Source organism: Dolomitihabitans soli, assembly GCF_022213955.1.
Lineage (GTDB): Bacteria > Actinomycetota > Actinomycetes > Streptosporangiales > Streptosporangiaceae > Streptosporangium_A > Streptosporangium_A soli.
In genome coordinates this window covers 200,313-217,069 of record NZ_JAKNTW010000018.1, presented here as the reverse complement: position 1 = coordinate 217,069, position 16,757 = coordinate 200,313, and the positions used below count along the sequence as shown (strand labels likewise).

General features: G+C 71.9%; 15 protein-coding genes. 4 read left to right on the top strand and 11 right to left on the bottom strand.

Annotated elements, in window-relative coordinates:
- Nucleotides 1-12: 12 nt before the first annotated feature.
- The 7 genes from MBA17_RS29780 to MBA17_RS29750 all read right to left on the bottom strand — a co-directional run bounded on the left by MBA17_RS29780 (nt 13) and on the right by MBA17_RS29750 (nt 7,553).
- The gene (locus tag MBA17_RS29780) at nt 13-900 is read right to left on the bottom strand and encodes an ABC transporter ATP-binding protein (protein WP_238500042.1); all 888 of its coding nucleotides are present in this window, start codon (nt 898-900) and stop codon (nt 13-15) included.
- Nucleotides 890-1,216 carry a winged helix-turn-helix domain-containing protein gene (locus MBA17_RS29775; protein WP_238500040.1) on the bottom strand — a complete coding sequence of 109 codons (327 nt, stop codon included), beginning with the start codon at nt 1,214-1,216 and terminating at the stop codon, nt 890-892. Before MBA17_RS29775 ends, MBA17_RS29780 begins: the two co-directional genes overlap by 11 nt.
- Nucleotides 1,213-1,836, bottom strand: a complete 624-nt coding sequence (locus tag MBA17_RS29770; protein ID WP_238500038.1) for a hypothetical protein — start codon at nt 1,834-1,836, stop codon at nt 1,213-1,215. Before MBA17_RS29770 ends, MBA17_RS29775 begins: the two co-directional genes overlap by 4 nt.
- Before the next feature lie 116 nt (nt 1,837-1,952).
- Nucleotides 1,953-3,632, bottom strand: coding sequence for a thiol reductant ABC exporter subunit CydC (cydC, locus tag MBA17_RS29765; protein WP_238500036.1), 1,680 nt, complete (start codon nt 3,630-3,632; stop codon nt 1,953-1,955).
- A 149-nt stretch (nt 3,633-3,781) separates the two neighbouring features.
- A complete protein-coding gene (gene cydD, locus MBA17_RS29760; RefSeq protein WP_238500030.1) occupies nt 3,782-5,554 on the bottom strand; it encodes a thiol reductant ABC exporter subunit CydD in 1,773 nt (590 codons plus the stop codon).
- A 37-nt stretch (nt 5,555-5,591) separates the two neighbouring features.
- Nucleotides 5,592-6,353, bottom strand: a complete 762-nt coding sequence (locus tag MBA17_RS29755) for a cytochrome d ubiquinol oxidase subunit II (protein WP_238500021.1) — start codon at nt 6,351-6,353, stop codon at nt 5,592-5,594.
- A gap of 9 nt (nt 6,354-6,362) precedes the next feature.
- Complete coding sequence (locus MBA17_RS29750) at nt 6,363-7,553, bottom strand: cytochrome ubiquinol oxidase subunit I (RefSeq protein ID WP_238500015.1); 1,191 nt, start codon at nt 7,551-7,553, stop codon at nt 6,363-6,365.
- An 87-nt stretch (nt 7,554-7,640) separates the two neighbouring features.
- On the opposite strand from MBA17_RS29750, the gene MBA17_RS29745 reads away from it, so the two are divergent.
- Complete coding sequence (locus MBA17_RS29745) at nt 7,641-7,970, top strand: PadR family transcriptional regulator (protein ID WP_238500009.1); 330 nt, start codon at nt 7,641-7,643, stop codon at nt 7,968-7,970.
- Nucleotides 7,971-7,982: 12 nt separating this feature from the next.
- Here MBA17_RS29745 and MBA17_RS29740 read toward each other — a convergent pair whose 3' ends face one another.
- Nucleotides 7,983-8,663 (bottom strand): permease prefix domain 1-containing protein, encoded by a 681-nt coding sequence (locus MBA17_RS29740; protein ID WP_238500007.1) that lies wholly within the window; start codon nt 8,661-8,663, stop codon nt 7,983-7,985.
- A 280-nt stretch (nt 8,664-8,943) separates the two neighbouring features.
- On the opposite strand from MBA17_RS29740, the gene MBA17_RS29735 reads away from it, so the two are divergent.
- The gene (locus tag MBA17_RS29735; RefSeq protein ID WP_238500005.1) at nt 8,944-11,313 is read left to right on the top strand and encodes an ExeM/NucH family extracellular endonuclease; all 2,370 of its coding nucleotides are present in this window, start codon (nt 8,944-8,946) and stop codon (nt 11,311-11,313) included.
- Between the two features lie 90 nt (nt 11,314-11,403).
- Here MBA17_RS29735 and MBA17_RS29730 read toward each other — a convergent pair whose 3' ends face one another.
- Both MBA17_RS29730 and MBA17_RS29725 read right to left on the bottom strand, forming a co-directional pair.
- Entirely contained in the window at nt 11,404-12,843 is a 1,440-nt protein-coding gene (locus MBA17_RS29730; protein WP_238499993.1) for an MDR family MFS transporter, read from the bottom strand.
- 5 nt (nt 12,844-12,848) lie between these two features.
- Nucleotides 12,849-13,793, bottom strand: coding sequence for an NAD(P)/FAD-dependent oxidoreductase (locus MBA17_RS29725; protein ID WP_238499992.1), 945 nt, complete (start codon nt 13,791-13,793; stop codon nt 12,849-12,851).
- A 77-nt stretch (nt 13,794-13,870) separates the two neighbouring features.
- Between MBA17_RS29725 and MBA17_RS29720 the strand changes: the two genes are divergently transcribed.
- Nucleotides 13,871-14,281: a MerR family transcriptional regulator gene (locus tag MBA17_RS29720; RefSeq protein ID WP_238499991.1), complete on the top strand. Its 411-nt coding sequence runs from the start codon at nt 13,871-13,873 to the stop codon at nt 14,279-14,281.
- Between the two features lie 103 nt (nt 14,282-14,384).
- Nucleotides 14,385-15,269 (top strand): maleylpyruvate isomerase N-terminal domain-containing protein, encoded by an 885-nt coding sequence (locus MBA17_RS29715; protein WP_238499989.1) that lies wholly within the window; start codon nt 14,385-14,387, stop codon nt 15,267-15,269.
- Between the two features lie 76 nt (nt 15,270-15,345).
- On the opposite strand, the gene MBA17_RS29710 is transcribed toward MBA17_RS29715, so the two are convergent.
- On the bottom strand, nt 15,346-16,608 hold the full coding sequence (locus MBA17_RS29710) for a sulfatase family protein (protein ID WP_238499988.1): 1,263 nt from the start codon (nt 16,606-16,608) through the stop codon (nt 15,346-15,348).
- Nucleotides 16,609-16,757 lie beyond the last annotated feature (149 nt).

Genomic DNA, 16,757 nt, shown 5'->3' with positions numbered 1-16,757 from the left:
AGCTCCTAACGGTCAGGCGAGGACGGCGGGACGGGCGGTGATCGCCAGGAACGCCTCCTCCAGCGAGGTCTGGCGGACCTCCAGCCCGGAGAAGGGCACGTCGGCGCGGACCAGCTCGCGGACGAGCTCGTCGGCGTCCAGGGTGACGAGGTGCACGCGCTCACCCTGGCGTTCGACACCGACCACGCCCGGCAGCTCGGGAAGCTCGGCGGCGGTGAGGCTCACGCGGCGCACCCCGACGATGTCGCGGACCTTCTCCATGGTGTCGTCGGCGAGCACCCGCCCGTCCCCGACGACCACCACCCGGTGCGCCAGCGCCTCGATCTCCTCCAGATAGTGGCTGGTCAGCACCACCGTGCCGCCCTCCGCGTGGAAGTCGCGCACGCCGTCCCAGAGCGTACGGCGGGCATCGACGTCGAGGCCGGTGGTGGGCTCGTCGAGGAAGACCAGCCGGGGATCGCCCGCGAAGGCCAGCGCCACGGCCAGGCGGCGCTTCTGGCCGCCGGACAGGGAGCCGATCTGGCGGCGTTCGAGGTCGGAGAGCCCGAACCGCTCAAGCAGCGGGCCACGTGCCACGCCGGCGGGGAAGTGGGCGCTGACGAAGTCGACGCACTCGCCCACCTTGAGCGCCTGCGGCAGGCCGGTGTCCTGCGGGGTCACGCCGATGAGCCGCCGCTGGGCGGGGTCACGCGGCGAGCCGCCGAACAGCTCCACCGTGCCGGAGGTGGGGCTGCGCAACCCGGCGAACAGGTTGATCAGGGTGGACTTGCCAGCGCCGTTCGGGCCGAGCAGGCCCACCAGCTCGCCGGCGGTGATGTCGAGGGTGACACGGTCGAGCGCCACGACGTCGCCGTAGCGGCGGGTCACGTCGACCGTGCGGGCAAGAATTTCAGTTGTCATCGTTGGTCCCCGTTCCGGCCGACTCAAGCAACTGCCTGATGGCGGCCGTGTAATCGTGGAAGGCGGATCGTCCCCTGTGCGTCAGTGCGACGTAGGTGATGGGTGTGCGCCCCTTGTGCGTTTTGATGATCTCGACGTAGCCGGCGTCCTCCAGCTTGGTGAGGTGCACCGAGAGGTTCCCCGCCGTCATGCCGAGCAGGTCCCTGAGCCCGGGGAAGGCGATCCGGTCGCCCTCGCGGAGCGTGTTGAGCGTGGCCACCACCTTCAACCGGGCCTGGGCATGGATCACCGGGTCGAGTTGGGGGAGGCCGGTCACCGCTGGCGCCGCCGGAGCAGCAGCCCGGCCAGGATGAAGCCGCCGCCACCGAAGACCGACACGAGCAGCGCGTGCCAGCCGGCCCCGGCCAGGGTGCCGGCCGTGTTGAGGACCGCGAGCGCCGCACCGATCCAGAACATCGGACGGGCCTGCCAGATCGCCGCGCCCGCCATGTAGAGGGCCGAGACGATCATCAGGGACGTCGACGCCCACAACAGTCCCCTCTCCTGCGCGGGCAACTGCTGGCCGAAGCGCACCGAGATGACGCCCATGGTGACGAAGGCGAGGAACCAGGCGTAGCCGTACATCATGCCGCTCTCGGCGGACCCGCCCTTGATCTTGACCGACCGCCGGATGTTCAGCGCGGAGCTGATCACGAGCGCGGCGGTGATCAGTGTGAACAGCACCCCGAGCGCGAGATCTATGGAGATCGGCACGATCGGCTCGCCCGCCAGGCCGTAGTGCAGGAACAGCGCCCCGAAACCGCCCAGCCACGCCACCCCCCACGGCACGTACAGCACCAGCGGGTCGCCGCCGAGCCGCCTGACCGTCGCCACCCGCTGGTCCTCTATCAGCCGCAGGCTCTCGCTGGGGCTGAGCGGCTCCTCGTTCTCCACCATCGCGCTCCTTCAAAGTGGTTTGAATCATAAACCTGATGGTGGCGCAAACTCAACTGAGGGCGAAGCGGGGATGCCCGCCGGCGGGCGGGCTCAGGCCGTCGGCGGAACGCGGGGGGTCACCGGCGGGCGGTCAGCGACTCCGACCGCCACAGGTCCTGGTAGTAGCCCGTCGCAGCGAGGAGTTCCTCGTGGCTGCCGCGCTGGATCACGCGGCCCTCCTCCAGCACGACGATCTCGTCCACCTGGTCCAGGCCGCGCAGGCGATGGGTGACCAGCAGCGTGGTGCGGCCGTGGGTGGCGTCGAGCAGATCGGACATCAGCGCGTCCGCGGTGGTCTCGTCCAGCGCCTCCGCGGGCTCGTCCAGCAGCAGCACGCGGGGGTCGTAGAGCAGCGCCCTGGCCAGCGCCAGCCGCTGGAGCTGGCCGCCCGACACCGTACGCCCGTCCTCGCCGAGCGTGGTGTCCCACCCGGTGCGCTCCACCCACCGCGCGAGGCTCGCCTGCCGTACGGCACGCTCCAGGGTCTCGTCGTCCGCCTCCGGACCGGCGAGCCTGAGGTTGTCGCGCACGGACGCCTGGAAGACGTAGGGATCCTGGGTGAGGCCGGTGATCCGCATCCGTACGTCGTCCGGGTCCAGGTCGCTGAGGTCGGCGTGGCCGTCCGTGCCCGTGATCCGGATATTTCCTGATTCGGGGTCGATGAGGCGCATCAGGGCGGCGAGCAGCGTGCTCTTGCCGGCGCCGCTCGGGCCCACCAGGGCGATCCGCTTGCCGGGGACGAGAGTGAGACTGACGCCGTCGAGCGCGGGGACCGGGCGGTCGCCGTGCCGTACGACCAGGTCCGTCACCTCGACCGTGAGCGGGCCGTCCGGCGGGGACGCGGGCACGGCGGGCGTGACGACCGCCGGCGGCGTGGCGCGCACCTCGCGCAGGCGGCGCAGGGCCGCGGTGATCCCCGCCATCCGCTCGCCCGCCGCCGCCAGCGGCAGCACGGGCTCGAAGGAGACGAGCGAGGTCAGGGCCAGTACGGCGACGCCCACCCGATCGACGCCCGCCGAACGGGCGACGAGCACCACGCCCAGCACGGTGAGTCCCTGCACGAACACGCCCGCCGCGAGCGCCGCCGCGTGCACCCGCGACTGCCTGCGTTCCAGCACGGCCAGCCGCTCACCGGCGTCGTCGGCGGCGGCCAGCGCCCGGCCGTTCGCGCCGTAGGCGGCCAGGTCGGCGGCCCCGTGGACCAGGTCGGCCACCCGCGCGGCCAGCTCCGCCCTGGCCGGCGCGATCCTGGCCGACCAGCGTCGCGCCGCCGTGGCGGTGCCGGCGGGGAGCAGCACCCCGGCGACCACCAGCCCGGCCAGCATGACCAGCGCGGCCGCCGGCAGCACCAGCGCCCCGATCGTCACCGCCGCGATCCCGGTGACCAGCGCGGCCACCGCCGGTAGCAGGCACCTGACCAGCAGATCCTGGACGGCGTCCGTGTCGTCCACCATCCGGCTCAGCAGATCGGCGCCGCCGTGCGTGAGCGGGCGCGCCGGGATCAGCGCCTCGTACAGCCGCTTCCGCGTGCTCGCCTGTGCCCGCAACGCCACATCGTGACCCGACAGGCGCTCGCCGTACCTGAACACCCCGCGGGTCGTCGCGAACGCCCGTACCGCCACGATCGCCACGCTCAGCGCCGACAGAGACGGATGCTCGGCCGCGCGCGTGATCAGCCACGCCGCCGCCGCGATCAGTCCCACCCCGGCCAGCTCCGCCGCCGCCCCCGCCGCACCGGCGAGAACCAGTCGTTTCATCCCGCCCAGCCGCTGCGCGGACCCCTCAGGAGCTCTCGTCTGCGTTGTTTGCACTGGTTTCTGCACCCCGTGCTCCGGTTCGCCGGACCGCTCCTCCCCACCGTGGAGGACAGGCGGTTGCTCGGGGCCCGGAGGGGTGGGGGAGCCGGTCACGACGAGTCTCCGATGGTGGCGGCGGGGTGGTCGGATGTGACGCGGCCCTCGGTGATGCGGATGACGCGGTCGGCGAGGTCGATCATGGCGGGCCGATGGGCGACGACGATGGCGGTGCGGCCGTCGGCGAGCGCCCGGGTGGCCTCGATGACGGCCGCCTCGCTGCGCCCGTCGAGCCGGGCGGTGGGCTCGTCGAGCAGCAGGACCGCGGCCTGCGGACGGTGGAAGGCCCGGGCCAGGGCGATCCGCTGCCGCTGCCCGGCGGACAGGTCGGCGCCACGCTCGCCGAGCACGGTGTCGTACCCCTGGGGAAGCGCCTCGACGAACTCGGCGGCCTGCGCGGAGGCGGCCGCGGCCCGAACACTCGCCAAGCCCGCATCCGCCCCCGACCCGTTGCCCGAGGTTCGGGCTGAGCCGTTGCCCGAGGTGTCGCCCGAGCTGCGGGCCGAGCCATCACCCGAGCCGGGGCCGTCGCCCGCGCCGTCGTGGTCTCCGCCCAGGGCGATGTTCTCGGCGACCGTGGTGGCGAAGAGATGGGCTCGCTGGGGGACGAAGGCCAGCCGGGAGCGCCAGGCGTCGAGGTCGAGCGTGGTGAGGTCGGCGCCGCCGACGGTGACCCGGCCGGCGGACGGGGTGACGAAGCCCAGCAGCAGATGCAGCAGCGTGCTCTTGCCCGCGCCGCTCTCGCCGACCAGCGCGACCCGCTCGCCCGGCGCGATCACCAGCGAGACGTCGTCCAGCGCGGCGTCCTCGCGTCCGGGATAGCGCACGGTGACGTTCTCCAGCCGGATCTCGGGGATCCCCGTCCCGGTGACCGCCCGTCCTGCGGGCCTGCCGGTCTCCTCCTCCAGTACGGCGAACGCCTGGTCGGCCACCGCCACCCCCTCCATCGAGGCGTGGAACCGGGTGCCCATCATCCGGAGCGGGATGTAGGCCTCGGGCGCGAGCAGCAGCACCAGCAGCCCGGTGCTCAGGTCGAGCGAGCCCGACAGCAGCCGCAGCCCGATCGGCACCGCCACCAGGGCCAGCGACAGCGAGGCCGCCAGTTCGAGCACCAGCGACGACAGGAACGCCACCCGCAGCGTGCGCATCGTGGCCGCGCGGTGCGCGTCGGCGACCTGCTCGATGACGCCCGCCTGGTGCCGTGCCCTGCCGAAGGCGCGGAGCGTGGGCAGCCCGCGCACCACGTCGAGGAAGTGCCCGCCGAGCCGGGCCAGCGCGTGCCACTGCCGTTCGGTGACCGCCTTGGTGTGCATGCCGACCAGCGCGCCGAAGATCGGGATCAGCGGCAGCGTCACCAGCACGATGACGGCGCTCGCGAGGTCGGCCACGAAGAGCCGGACGAGCACCGCGACGGGGACGATCGCCGCGATGGCCACGGCGGGGAGATAGCCGGTCAGGTAGGGATCGAGCGCGTCGAGCCCTCTGCCGGTCAGGGTGACCAGCTCGCCGGATCGGTGGGCGGACAGGCGGCCGGGCCCGAGGTCCTGCAACCGGCCGAGCAGCCGGTGCCGCAGCGTCGACTTCACCGCCGTCGCCGTACGGCCGCCCGCGACGCCCTGCACCCAGCCGAGCAGCGCGCGGACGCCGACCACCAGCGCGAGGAACACCAGCGCGGAGAGCGCGAAGCGGCCGGACAGCACTCCGGCCAGCAGTTCGGCCTGGACCAGCACGAGCAGGCCCGCGAGCACCGCCGCCGCCAGGCATACCGCGAGGTGCCGTTTGACGGCGCGCTCGGCGCGGGCGAGGCGGAGGAGGTCCTTGTGCATTGCTCCCTCAGAAGAGACGGTGCCTAAGAGACGGTGCCTAGAAGAACGACGTGCCGAGCGGGCTTCTCCTGCCGAAGGTACGCCATACCCATACCTGCGCGGCGACCATGAGCGGGACGAACGGGACCACCATAAGGCTGAGGGCGTTCAGTGTCGCCGACGGGGCGGCGTGCGTCAGCACTTCGGGCGCCGTCACCGCGAGGAGCGCCGCGACGGGCAGCCCGGCCAGCAGCGCCGTACCCCACAGGGCCCGTCCGGTACGGCGGGCGTCCCCGGCGTTCCGGGGGAGCCGCCAGGCGGCGAACGTACGGCCGTGCAGCGCGAAGAGTCCCGCCACCACCAGCGCGAACACCGCCCCGCGTGGGCTGAGCGCCGGGTTGCCGAGCCCGCCCGCCAGGGCCGCCAGGGTGAATCCCCAGGTCAGCGCGAGCCCCCAGGACCCGAGGCAGAGTGCGGCGTCCCAGAGGCGACGCCAGGTCAGCCCGTCGGCGCGGCGCCGGAACCACAGTCCCGCGTCCCGCACGATCCAGCACACCAGCAACGCCACCACCAGCGGATACAGGCCGAACAGGACGTCGCCCTCCAGCGTCGGGAAGGCGCCGAACAGCACACCGGCGGCGGCGACCAGCCAGACCTCGTTGGCGAGCACGAAGGGGGCCATGGCGGCCACCAGGCGGTCATGTCCCGCCTGGTCGCGGCCGAGGAAGGGCAGCAGCATGCCGAGCCCGATGTCGAATCCCTCAAGGGCGAAGTAGCCCACGAGCAGGAAGGCGAGCGTCGCGAACCAGATGATCTCCATGGCCGTCTCCTACAGGCTCAGCGCCGGGGCGCGGTCGGGGGTGCCGGGCTCCTCGCGGGCGCCCAGGAAGGTCGCGGACGGGCCCCGCCGTACGGCGCGGGCGATCAGCGCGTAGTCGATGACGGCGAGCAGGCCCAGCACGCCGGTGAAGGCGATCAGCGAGCCGGTGACCATGCCGGAGGTGAGCCCGGGGGACATGGCGTCGGCCACGAGGAGCCGGTCCTGGATCAGCCACGGCTGCCGCCCGACCTCGCGGGCCAGCCAGCCGAGGATCGCGGCGAGGAAGGGCAGCGGGGTCATCATGATGAGGAGGGGATGGGTCCACCGCCAGCGGGCGAGGGCGTTTCGGATCAGCAGCGGCAGCAGCGCGAACAACACCACGAACTGCAGGAGCTCACCGATGAGCATCATGAATCCGAGGCCGGCGGCGGCCAGCGGGGCGCCGTCGAACTTGTCCGGCTGGACCTCGCCGACGGCGCCGAACTGGGCGTAGCCGAAGCCGACGGTGGACAGCGAGCCGATGAGCGCGGTGACCACGCCCAGGCGGAGTGAGCGGGTGAAGAACTCCTGCTCGGCGGTGCGCTTCAGCAGGTGGTAGGCGCTGGCCCCGATGATGACGAAGCCGCCGGTCCACAGCCCGGCGCTGATGACGTGCGGAAACGCGAACACCAGGCTGGGGTTGGTCAGCAGGGCGCCGAAGTCGGTCAGTGCCAGGTGGTCGCCGCGCAGTTCCGAGCCCACCGGGTTCTGCAGGAACGAGTTCGCCACCATGATCCAGAAAGCGGACGCGTAGGCGGTGAGCGTGACCAGCCAGATGCAGGCGAGGTGCAGCCACTTGGGCAGCCGGTGCCAGCCGAAGATCCACAACCCGAGGAAGGTGGACTCCAGGAAGAACGCGACCAGGGTCTCGATCGCGAGCGGTGCGCCGAACACGTCGCCGGCGAAGTGGGACAGGCCGCTCCAGCTCAGGCCGAACTGGAACTCCATCACCAGCCCGGTGAAGATCCCGAGGGCGTAGTTGATCACATAGATCTGGCCCCAGAACCGGGTCATCCGCCCGAAGATCGGCTTGCCGGTGATCGCGTGCCTGGTCTGCATGATCGCCACCAGGGGGGCGAGGCCCAGGGTGAGCACGACGAACAGGAAGTGCAGGCTTCCTGTCACCGCGAATTGCGTCCTGGCCAGATCGAGCGCGTCCATCGCTGTCAACTCCGTCGTTGTGCCTGTCTACATATAGAGAGTCTACATATAGACTGCCTACATGTTGGACAGAGATAGAGTTGGATCGTGAACACCGACGCGCTCCGGGGCCATATGGACGCCCTGCTGCTCTCCGTGCTTGAGCACCAGCCGCTGCACGGATACGCGATCATCGAGGCGTTGCAGGAACGCAGCGGGGGTGCGCTCGCCGTCCCGACCGGCACCGTCTACCCCGCGCTGCGCCGTCTGGAGCGGATCGGCCACCTCACCAGCGAGTGGGCGACCGTCGGCGGGCGCAAGCGCAGGACCTACCGGCTGACCGCGTCCGGGCACCGGGCGCTGGAAGGCGAGCGTTCCGACTGGCGGGAGTTCTCCAGCGTGATCGGCAGTGTGATCGCGCCGCGCGCGACTCCGTGAGCGAAGGGCGGGTCAGGCGAGGTGCAGCCGGCTCACCCGCATGCAGCGGATCGCGCCGTAGCCCTGGGCCATCCAGAAGAGCCAGCTCAGCAGCGACGCCACGAGGCCCGGTGGATAACCGTCGAAGCCGTCGAGGCCGTGCGCGCCGAACGTGAGCGCCGCGCACAGGACGAGTGAGAGCGCCAGCATCGCCCAGACGAACACCGCCAGCGCCCGGGTGACCCGCTCCGGCCTGCGCAGCCGGCGCGACCCCCGCCCCAGCATGACCAGCACGACCGCGCCGAGCACGCCGGTGATGAGCTGGAGGATGTCCAGCGACCGTGCGACGGGAACGAACCAGCCGGGCTGGATCACCGCGCCGGCCGGGGCGGTGGGGAAGATCTGCCAGATGACCGACCACATCAGCGCGGTCGCCGGCACGGTCGCGAACAGCAACGCCGCCAGCCGCCGCCCGACGCAGACGGTCAGCTCCCGCTGGTAGCCGGGCGCGATCGCGCGCACGTCGCCGAACTCCAGCACGGCCGTCCGCTCCGCCACCACCCGGTCGAGCCCGTCCTCCTCCAGCGCGTCCGCCGTGTCGAGCAGGCTGTCGCGCGCCTCGGCGACCAGATCGCGCTTCGGTCGGCCGGGGCCCTTGAGGGTGCGGCCGAGGGAGTCCACGTAGTCATCGATGAGGCTCGTTCCCGCAGACATCTCCCCAGCTCCTCGATCCCCCTGCCACGCGCGGCTCCCGCGGGTTTCATCCTTCCAGGGCCGACCCGGACACCGTAATCAGGGACTCCCCTGACCTTTCCCTGGCCACGGGTCGGGGACGGCTCCGCTCCCCCGAAAATCGATGACGGGACGCTGTCAAGGCATGGGGCGGACATACCTGGCCGGGGGGCATCGACAGATACTGTCAGAGTTCTCGATTTCACCGTCTATCCACCTATGACGCGCCCTTTCAGCGGTGCGGCGGTTCTACGCTCCGGGCATGCGTGCTTTGACCCGGGCGTTAGCCGCCCTCGTCGCCCTCGGCGTGTCCGCCGTCGGGATGGCGACCCTGTCCTCCGCCCCGGCCGCCGCGGCGCCGGGCTCCCTCGTCGTCAGCCAGGTGTACGGCGGCGGCGGGAACAGCGGCGCGCCGCTGGCGAACGACTACGTCGAGCTGTTCAACCGCGGCTCCGCGCCCGCGTCCCTGGACGGCTGGTCAGTCCAGTACGCCAGCGCCACCGGCACCGGCACCTTCGGCGCCAACCCCGTCGCCCCGCTCTCCGGCACCCTGGCCCCCGGCCAGTATCACCTGGTACGGCTCGCCGGCGGCGCCAACGGCTCCCCGCTCCCCACCCCCGACTCCACCGGCTCGGCCAACATGAGCGGCACGGCGGGCAAGGTCGTGCTGGTCCGCGCCGCCGCCGGGCTCGCGTGCAACGGCGGCTCGACCCCGTGCACCCCGGAGCAGACCGCGCTGATCGCCGACCTCGTCGGGTACGGCGGGGCCGACTACTTCGAGGGCGCCCCGGCCCCCGCGCTGAGCGCCACGACCTCCGGCCGGCGCGCGGACCACGGCTGCGCCGACACCGACGACAACAGCGCGGACCTGACGACCGGCGTTCCCGAGCCGCGCAACACCGCCACCCCGCCCGCCCCCTGCGGCGGCGTGGACCCCACTCCGACGCCCACGCCCACGCCCACGCCCACGCCCACGCCCACTCCCACTCCCACGCCCACGGGCGACCCGTGTGAGCGGCCGGCCACCCATCAGATCGCCGAGGTGCAGGGCTCCGGCGACGCCACGCCGCTGGCCGGGCAGACCGTCCGCGTCGAAGGCGTGGTGACCGCCGACTTCCAGCAGAGCACCCAGCTCGGCGGTTTCTTCCTGCAGGACCCCACCCCCGACGCCGACCCGGCCACCTCCGACGCCCTCTTCGCCTTCGCGGGACCGTCCGTCACGGACGTGAAGCCGGGTGACAAGGTGCTGGTCACCGGCAGGGTCGTGGAGTTCAACGGCTGGACCGAGCTGTCCCCGGTCACCGCCGCCGACGTCTGCGGCACCGGCACCGTCCAGCCCGTACGGCAGAGCCTGCCCCGCCCCCAGGGCGTCACCTTCGAACCCCTGGAGAACATGCTCGTCACCTTCCCCGAACTGCTGACCGTCAGCGAGCACTACCAGCTCGGCCGGTTCGGCGAGGTCACCGTCTCCTCGGAGGGGCGCCTCTACCAGCCCACCGACCGGCCGGGCGTCGACGCCGCCCTGAACGACCGCCGCCGGCTGCTCATCGACGACGGCTCGACCGTGCAGAACCCGCCCTCCGTGCCCTTCACCACGCCGCGTGCCGTACGGGCGGGTGACGGCGCGCTCGGCATCACCGGGGTCCTCGGCTACGGATTCGGCTCGTACCGGCTCCAGCCGACCAAGCCGATCGACTTCCTGCGCACCAACCCGCGCCTGCCGAAGCCGTTCCCGGTGCTCGGGAACGTCAAGGTGGCCAGCCTCAACACGCTCAACTGGTTCACCACCCTCGACGCGCGCGGCGCCGACACCCAGCAGGAGCAGCAACGGCAGCTCGCCAAGCTGGTGGCCACGCTCAAGGCGCTCAACGCGGACGCCGTGGGCCTGATGGAGGTCGAGAACAACGGCCAGACCGCGCTGAACGCCCTGGTGGACGCGCTCAACGCCGAGGTCGGGGCGGGCACCTACGCGGCGCTCGGCCACCCGGTCCCGGGCACCGACGAGATCAAGGTGGCGGCCATCTACAAGCCCGCGAAGCTCTCGCCGGTCGGCGCCGCCCAGTCGTCCGCCGACCCGGTGTTCCGCCGGCCACCGCTGATCCAGACCTTCAGGCGGACCGCCGGGGGCCAGCCGTTCACCATGATCGTCAACCACTTCAAGTCCAAGGGCTGCGACGGTGCGACCGGTGCGGACCAGGACCAGGGTGACGGCCAGAGCTGCTTCAACGCCGAGCGGGTCCGTCAGGCCCGCGCCGTACTCGACCTGATCGGCTCCCTGGACCTGCCGAACCCGCTCGTCCTCGGCGACCTCAACGCCTACGGCGAGGAGGACCCGATCGACACCCTCGAAGCGGGCGGCCTGACCAGCGTGACCAAGAGGTTCGTCCCCTCGCCGCTGCGCTACAGCTACGTCTTCGACGGCCTGTCGGGCGAACTGGACCACGTCCTGGTCGGCAGGCAACTGCTCAAGCGCGTGACCAGCGCCACCATCTGGCACAACAACGCCGACGAGCCGCTCATCCTCGACTACAACACCGAGTACAACCCGCCCGGCCTCTACAAGCCGGACGCCTACCGCTCCTCCGACCACGACCCGCTCATCATCGGCCTGACCCTCCCCGGCGGCCGCTGACCACCCGCGCCGCTCACGCCCGCGCCGCACCCGAGGTACGGCGCGGGCCTCCGGTCCACGACCCGGCGATCGTCCGACACCGGGGGCTCGTCATCGTCCTGGCTCTGCCCGGCGGGCGCGATCGACCGTCCGGGGCAGCAGCGCCATCAGCGCCACCAGGACGACGGCGGCGGGCATGCCCCAGAAGAGGACGTCGGGGATGGCCGCGGCCGTCGCCTCCGGGCCCGGAGCGCGGCCCTGGAGTTCCCGGGTGAGCAGGTTCCCGAAGATCGCCACCCCGAGCGAGAGGCCGAGGCCGCGGACGGACACCGCGGCGGAGGTGGTGGCCGCCAGATCCGCGGGGGAGGCCGCGTTCTGCGCGACGACCACCAGGTTCTGCATCAGCAGCCCGAAGCCGGCGCCCAGCACCCCGAGCTCCACGGCGAGCAGGGCGTAGGCCGTGCCGGAATCCACCCGGCCCAGTAGCGCGAACCCCACGACCACGATCACGGAGCCGGCGAGCAGGTAGGGCTTGAACCGGCCGTTCGCGCCGACGCGGGCGCCGGCCAGTGCGGACACCGCCATGAACGTGATGACGTACGGATTGAGCGCGAGGCCCGCCTGGGTGGCGCCCATGCCGTAGGCGGCCTGCAGATAGGTGGGCAGGTAGACGATCGACCCTCCGAGCAGCGCGCCGAGCAACGCGGTGGCGGGCAGGGCGACGCGCAGCGCGGGGTCGGCGAACAGCCGCAGCGGGATCAGCGGGTTGGCCGCACGTCTTTCCCACCACACGAACAGTGCCAGCAGCACCGCGAAGGTCCCGGCCGTCAAGAGGATCACGCCGGAGGTCCAGGCATGGGCACGGCCGCCCCATTCGGCCACCAGCAGCAGGCTCACCGTCGCCCCCGCGATCAGCACGGCCCCCGTGACATCGATTTTGCCGCCGGCGGCCGTCCTGGGCAGCCGTAGCGCGAACGCGACGAGGGCCATGCCGAGCAGGCCGAGGGGCAGGTTGATGTAGAAGATCCAGCGCCAGCCCACGGCGTCGGTGATCGCTCCGCCCGCGAGCGGCCCGCCTACGCTAGCCAGGGCGAAGACGCCTCCGGTGAGGCCCTGGACCCTGCTGCGCAGGCGCTGCGGGTACAGCTCCGACAGGGCGATCGTGGGCAGCACGAACAACGCGCCGGCGCCGACGCCCTGCAGAGTCCTGGCGGCGATCAGCTGGGGCGTCGTCTGGGCCAGCCCGCACAGCGCGGAGCCGGCGACGAAGACGGCGACCGCGGCGGTGAAGACCGCGCGCCGGCCGAACCGGTCGCTGACGCGGCCGTAGAGGGCGCCGGTCGCGGTCGAGGCCAGCACGTAGGAGGTGATGATCCAGCCGATCGCGTCCATGCCGCCCAGGTCGGCGGCGATGGCGGGCAGGGCGATGGCCACCACCGTCTGGTCCAGGACCGACAGCAGCATGCCGATCAGGAGGCCGGCCGTGGCGAGCGGCACGTTGCTCGCCCTGGGCGGGGCGCCGGACGTGGTCTGAGTGATGTCCGCGGACACTTCGCTCAGCCCTTCGCCTGCGCGAACGGGTCGGGCAGGTCGAAGTCGGCGGCGAGCAGGTCCTGGTCGATGACCGCGCCGGCGACGGTGCCACTCGCCGCCGCCGTGACGACCGCGGCCAGCGGCATCGGCACGGTGGCCCGCCGCGCCATGTCACCCGCCGCGTACACTCCCGGCACGCTGGTCCGGCCGAACTCGTTCACCTCCACGCACCCGTCGGCGAAGGACGCGCAGCCGAGATGGGCGGCCAGGTCGGAGCGCTGGCGCGGCACGTTGACGACGAACACGGCGTCCCTGTCGAGCGGCGGGCCGCTCTCGAACACGATCCGGTCGAGCCGGTCACCGGTCGCCTCCAGACGGGCCACGGCCTCGCACCGCACGGTGACACCGTTCGACTCCAGCTTCGCGCGCGACGCGGGGTCGAGCGGCTCGCCGCCGGTGCAGAGCGCGACGTCGGCGGCGAAGCGGCTCAGCTGCAGCGCCAGCCGTACCCTGGCCGGGGCCGCGCCGATCACCGCGACCGGTTTGCCGGTGCACTCGTAGCCGTGGCAGTAGGGACAGTGAAAGGCGGAACGGCCCCACAACTCTCCGGTTCCGCGCGGGCCGGGAAGCTCGTCGGCCAGCCCGGTGGCCAGCAGGAGCCGTCGCGCGCTCGCCGTACCGCCGTCGGAGGAGTCCAGGTGGAAGCCGCCCTCGTCGAGAACGCGGACGCCGGTGATCGTCTCGTCGCGGATCCGTACCGCCGGATAGGCCGTCAGCTCCTCGCGGCCGAGCTCGCGCAACCGGGCAGTCGGCGTGCCGTCCCGGGTCAGGAAGTTGTGCACCGCCCGCGCCGGGGCGTTACGGCCGTCCCCGGCATCGAGCAGGAGCACCGTACGGTGGGCCCGCCCCAGGGTCAGGGCGGCGGCCAGGCCGGCCGGGCCCGCGCCGACTATGACAGCGTCGAACATGTCTGCCTCCACAAAGGTGATCGCTTGACGTGGAGCCAAGTCTGCAAGTTAATGTCAACATGAAGTCAAGCGATTCCATGCGTATCGGAGAACTGGCCGAGCGGTTCGATCTCGCGCCGCACGTGCTGCGCCACTGGGAGGCGATGGGTCTGCTGACGCCGGCGGCCCGGGTGAACGGCCGTCGCCGCTACACCCGCGACCACGTCATCCGGGTCCTGACGATCGTCCGTGCCAAGGCGGGAGGGATGAGCCTGGAGCAGATCCGGGCGATGCTCAACGTCTCCGGCCGGGCCGAGCGCCGGGCACTCCTCCAGCGGCAGCACGCGGAGCTGGAGCGACGGCTTCGCGAGATAACGTCGTCCAAGACGCTGATCGAGCACCTCATGGAGTGCGGAGCCGACGACTTCACCCAGTGCCCGGACTACCGGCGAATAGTGGAAAGCGCGGCCGAACTCCAGGACCTCCACGAGGACGACTGCGTGATGTGAACACGCCCCGCACAGCCCGGCGTGACGCAGCACAGCGGAAGAACGGCGTCAGACCCGCCCATTGTTAGCATTACCGCGGCTGGCGAGTTTCTGGAGGACCGACGTGGCTCCTGATATCCCGCACGATCAGTGGCAGGTGACGCGCGCCTCCCTCAAAGAGACCGGTGATCGGTTCGCCGAGCTGGTGACCGCCGTGCGCGACCCCCAGACCAAGGTGACGGCGGAGTGGTCGGTCGCCGAGACCGTCGCCCACGTGGTCACCATCTCCTCGCTCTACACCTCGCTCATCGAGCCCGAGGCGATCGCGCACCCGTTCCCCGCGGACGAGGACCGGATCCTGGCCACCACGGTCGACACCGTCGCCGAGATGAACGAGTTGATCCTGCGGCAGTACACCGAACGCCGCCCGCGGCAGCTCGCCGAACGACTGAAGGCCGACATCGACCACCTCCTGCGCGCGAGCGAGAAGCTCCACCCGGGCAAACCGGTGACCTGGCTGGGCGGCGCCCAGGTGCCCGTGGCGGGCGTCCTCGCCCACCTGGTCAACGAACTGCTGATCCACGGCTGGGACATCGCCCGTGCCACCGGGGCGCGCTGGGCGATGCCGCCGAGGGACGCCGCGTTGTTCTTCGAGGTGTTCATCATCGGCATGACGCGGCTCGACATCGGCACCCTGCTGGACAACGGCGGGCCGCCGCGAGACCGCCGCATCGCGGTGGAGTTCCGGTCCAGGTACACCCGGCCGGTGATGCTCGTGCTGCGCAACGGCCGGGTGACGGTCGAGGAGCCGGGCCGCGCCGACGTACGCGTGACCTTCGAACCGGTGGGGCTCAACCTGATGCTGTTCGGCCGGATCAGCAAGGCGCGCGCGGCCCTCACGGGCAAGGTCGTGGTCGGCGGGCCCCGCCCGTGGCTGCTGCCCGCGTTCCTGCGCACCGTCCGCCTGCCGTCGAACGCGCACCCCCGCGATGAGGCCGCCCGCACCTGAACCGCCCGCGGGTCCCGGGTGCGGTTCAGGCACGGACGGCGCCCCCACCACGTCCTGGTGACGGTCGTGCCGCCGATCAGGGCTTCGGCCCGGGGACCGGAGTCCACTGGCGGCAGGCGGCGCCCACGCATGCGCGCAGGGCCGACAGTTGGCCGGCGATCGCCTGCCGGGTGGAGGCGTAGCGTGGATCGGCGTGGACGCTCGTCAGCTCGTGGGGATCCTGTTGCAGGTCGTACAGTTCCCGCTCGCCCGTCGAGTGTTCGACGTACTTCCATCTCGGGGCACGCAGGCCGATGTACCAGTTGCCGCTCTGCTTGGGTCCGGTCTCGATCACGATGCCGCGGGCGAACGAGGCGGTGTCGCCGGCGATCGGCAGCAGTGAGCGGCCGTCGAGGGGCACCCCGGCGGTGGCGTCCGCGGCGTCCAGGATCGTCGGCGCGAGGTCGATGTTGGCGGCGATCGTGCCGACGTGCCTGCCCGCCGGAAGGCCGGGGCCCCTGATGATCAGCGGCACCCGGATCGACTCCTCGTACGGGACCACCTTGCCGCTCTGGATCCGGTGTTCGCCCTGCATCCAGCCGTTGTCCGAGGTGAACACGATGAGCGTGCCGTCCAGCTCGCCGGACGTCCGCAGCGCGGCCACGATGTCGGCGACCGCGTCGTCCACGGAGAGGAGGGACTCCAGCCGGCCCTTGAGCCGTACGTCCTCGATGCGCTGCTCGTTCGCGGGGGTGATGCGGGGCCGGTTGCGGACTGCCGCCGGCTTGTCGGAGACGTCCGCCTCGTCGTAGCTGGGTGGCTTGGGCAACGTCACACCTTCGAGGTCGCCACGGTGCCGGGGAGCGGGACGGGGGTTGCGCTGGGACAGGTCGGCGCCGGCGGCGGCGCCTTCGCCGTGCGGGGCCAGCGGCGCGAAGGACAGGAAGAACGGTTTGTCGGCCGGCGCCTTGCGCTTGATGTAGTCGACGGCCTTACGGGCGTAGACGTCGGTCTGGTAGAGCGCGGGATCCTCGACGTCCGCCGTGCCGTAGGTGCGCAGGACGCCGTTCTCGTTGAGGGTGTAGCCCCACATGCGGTAGGTGCTCGGGTCCACCGAGCCTTGCCAGTCGGTCCAGCCGGGCGGGATCTCGGTGGGGCGTGCCCGCCCGTAGCCGTTGAGGAACTTGCCGATGTGCGCGGTGTCGTAGCCCGCTCGGCTCAGCCACACCGGCAGGGTCTCCTCGGCGGGTAACCCCTCGTACCCGCCGTCGGGCGGCTGGTTGCCCAGGACCCCGTGGTTGTGGGCGTACTGCCCGGTCAGGAAGGTCGCGCGGGACGGGCAACACAACGAGTAGGACACGACGCTGCCGAACGGCGTGGGCCGGCGGGACGTCAGCGCGCCGGGGCGGTGGGACTCTGGACCGCGCCGGCGCGCAGCCAAACGGCGGTCGAGTGGTTCGCCGGAAATGTCCTGATCGGCATACGAAAAGCTAAGCATCCCGCGGATTA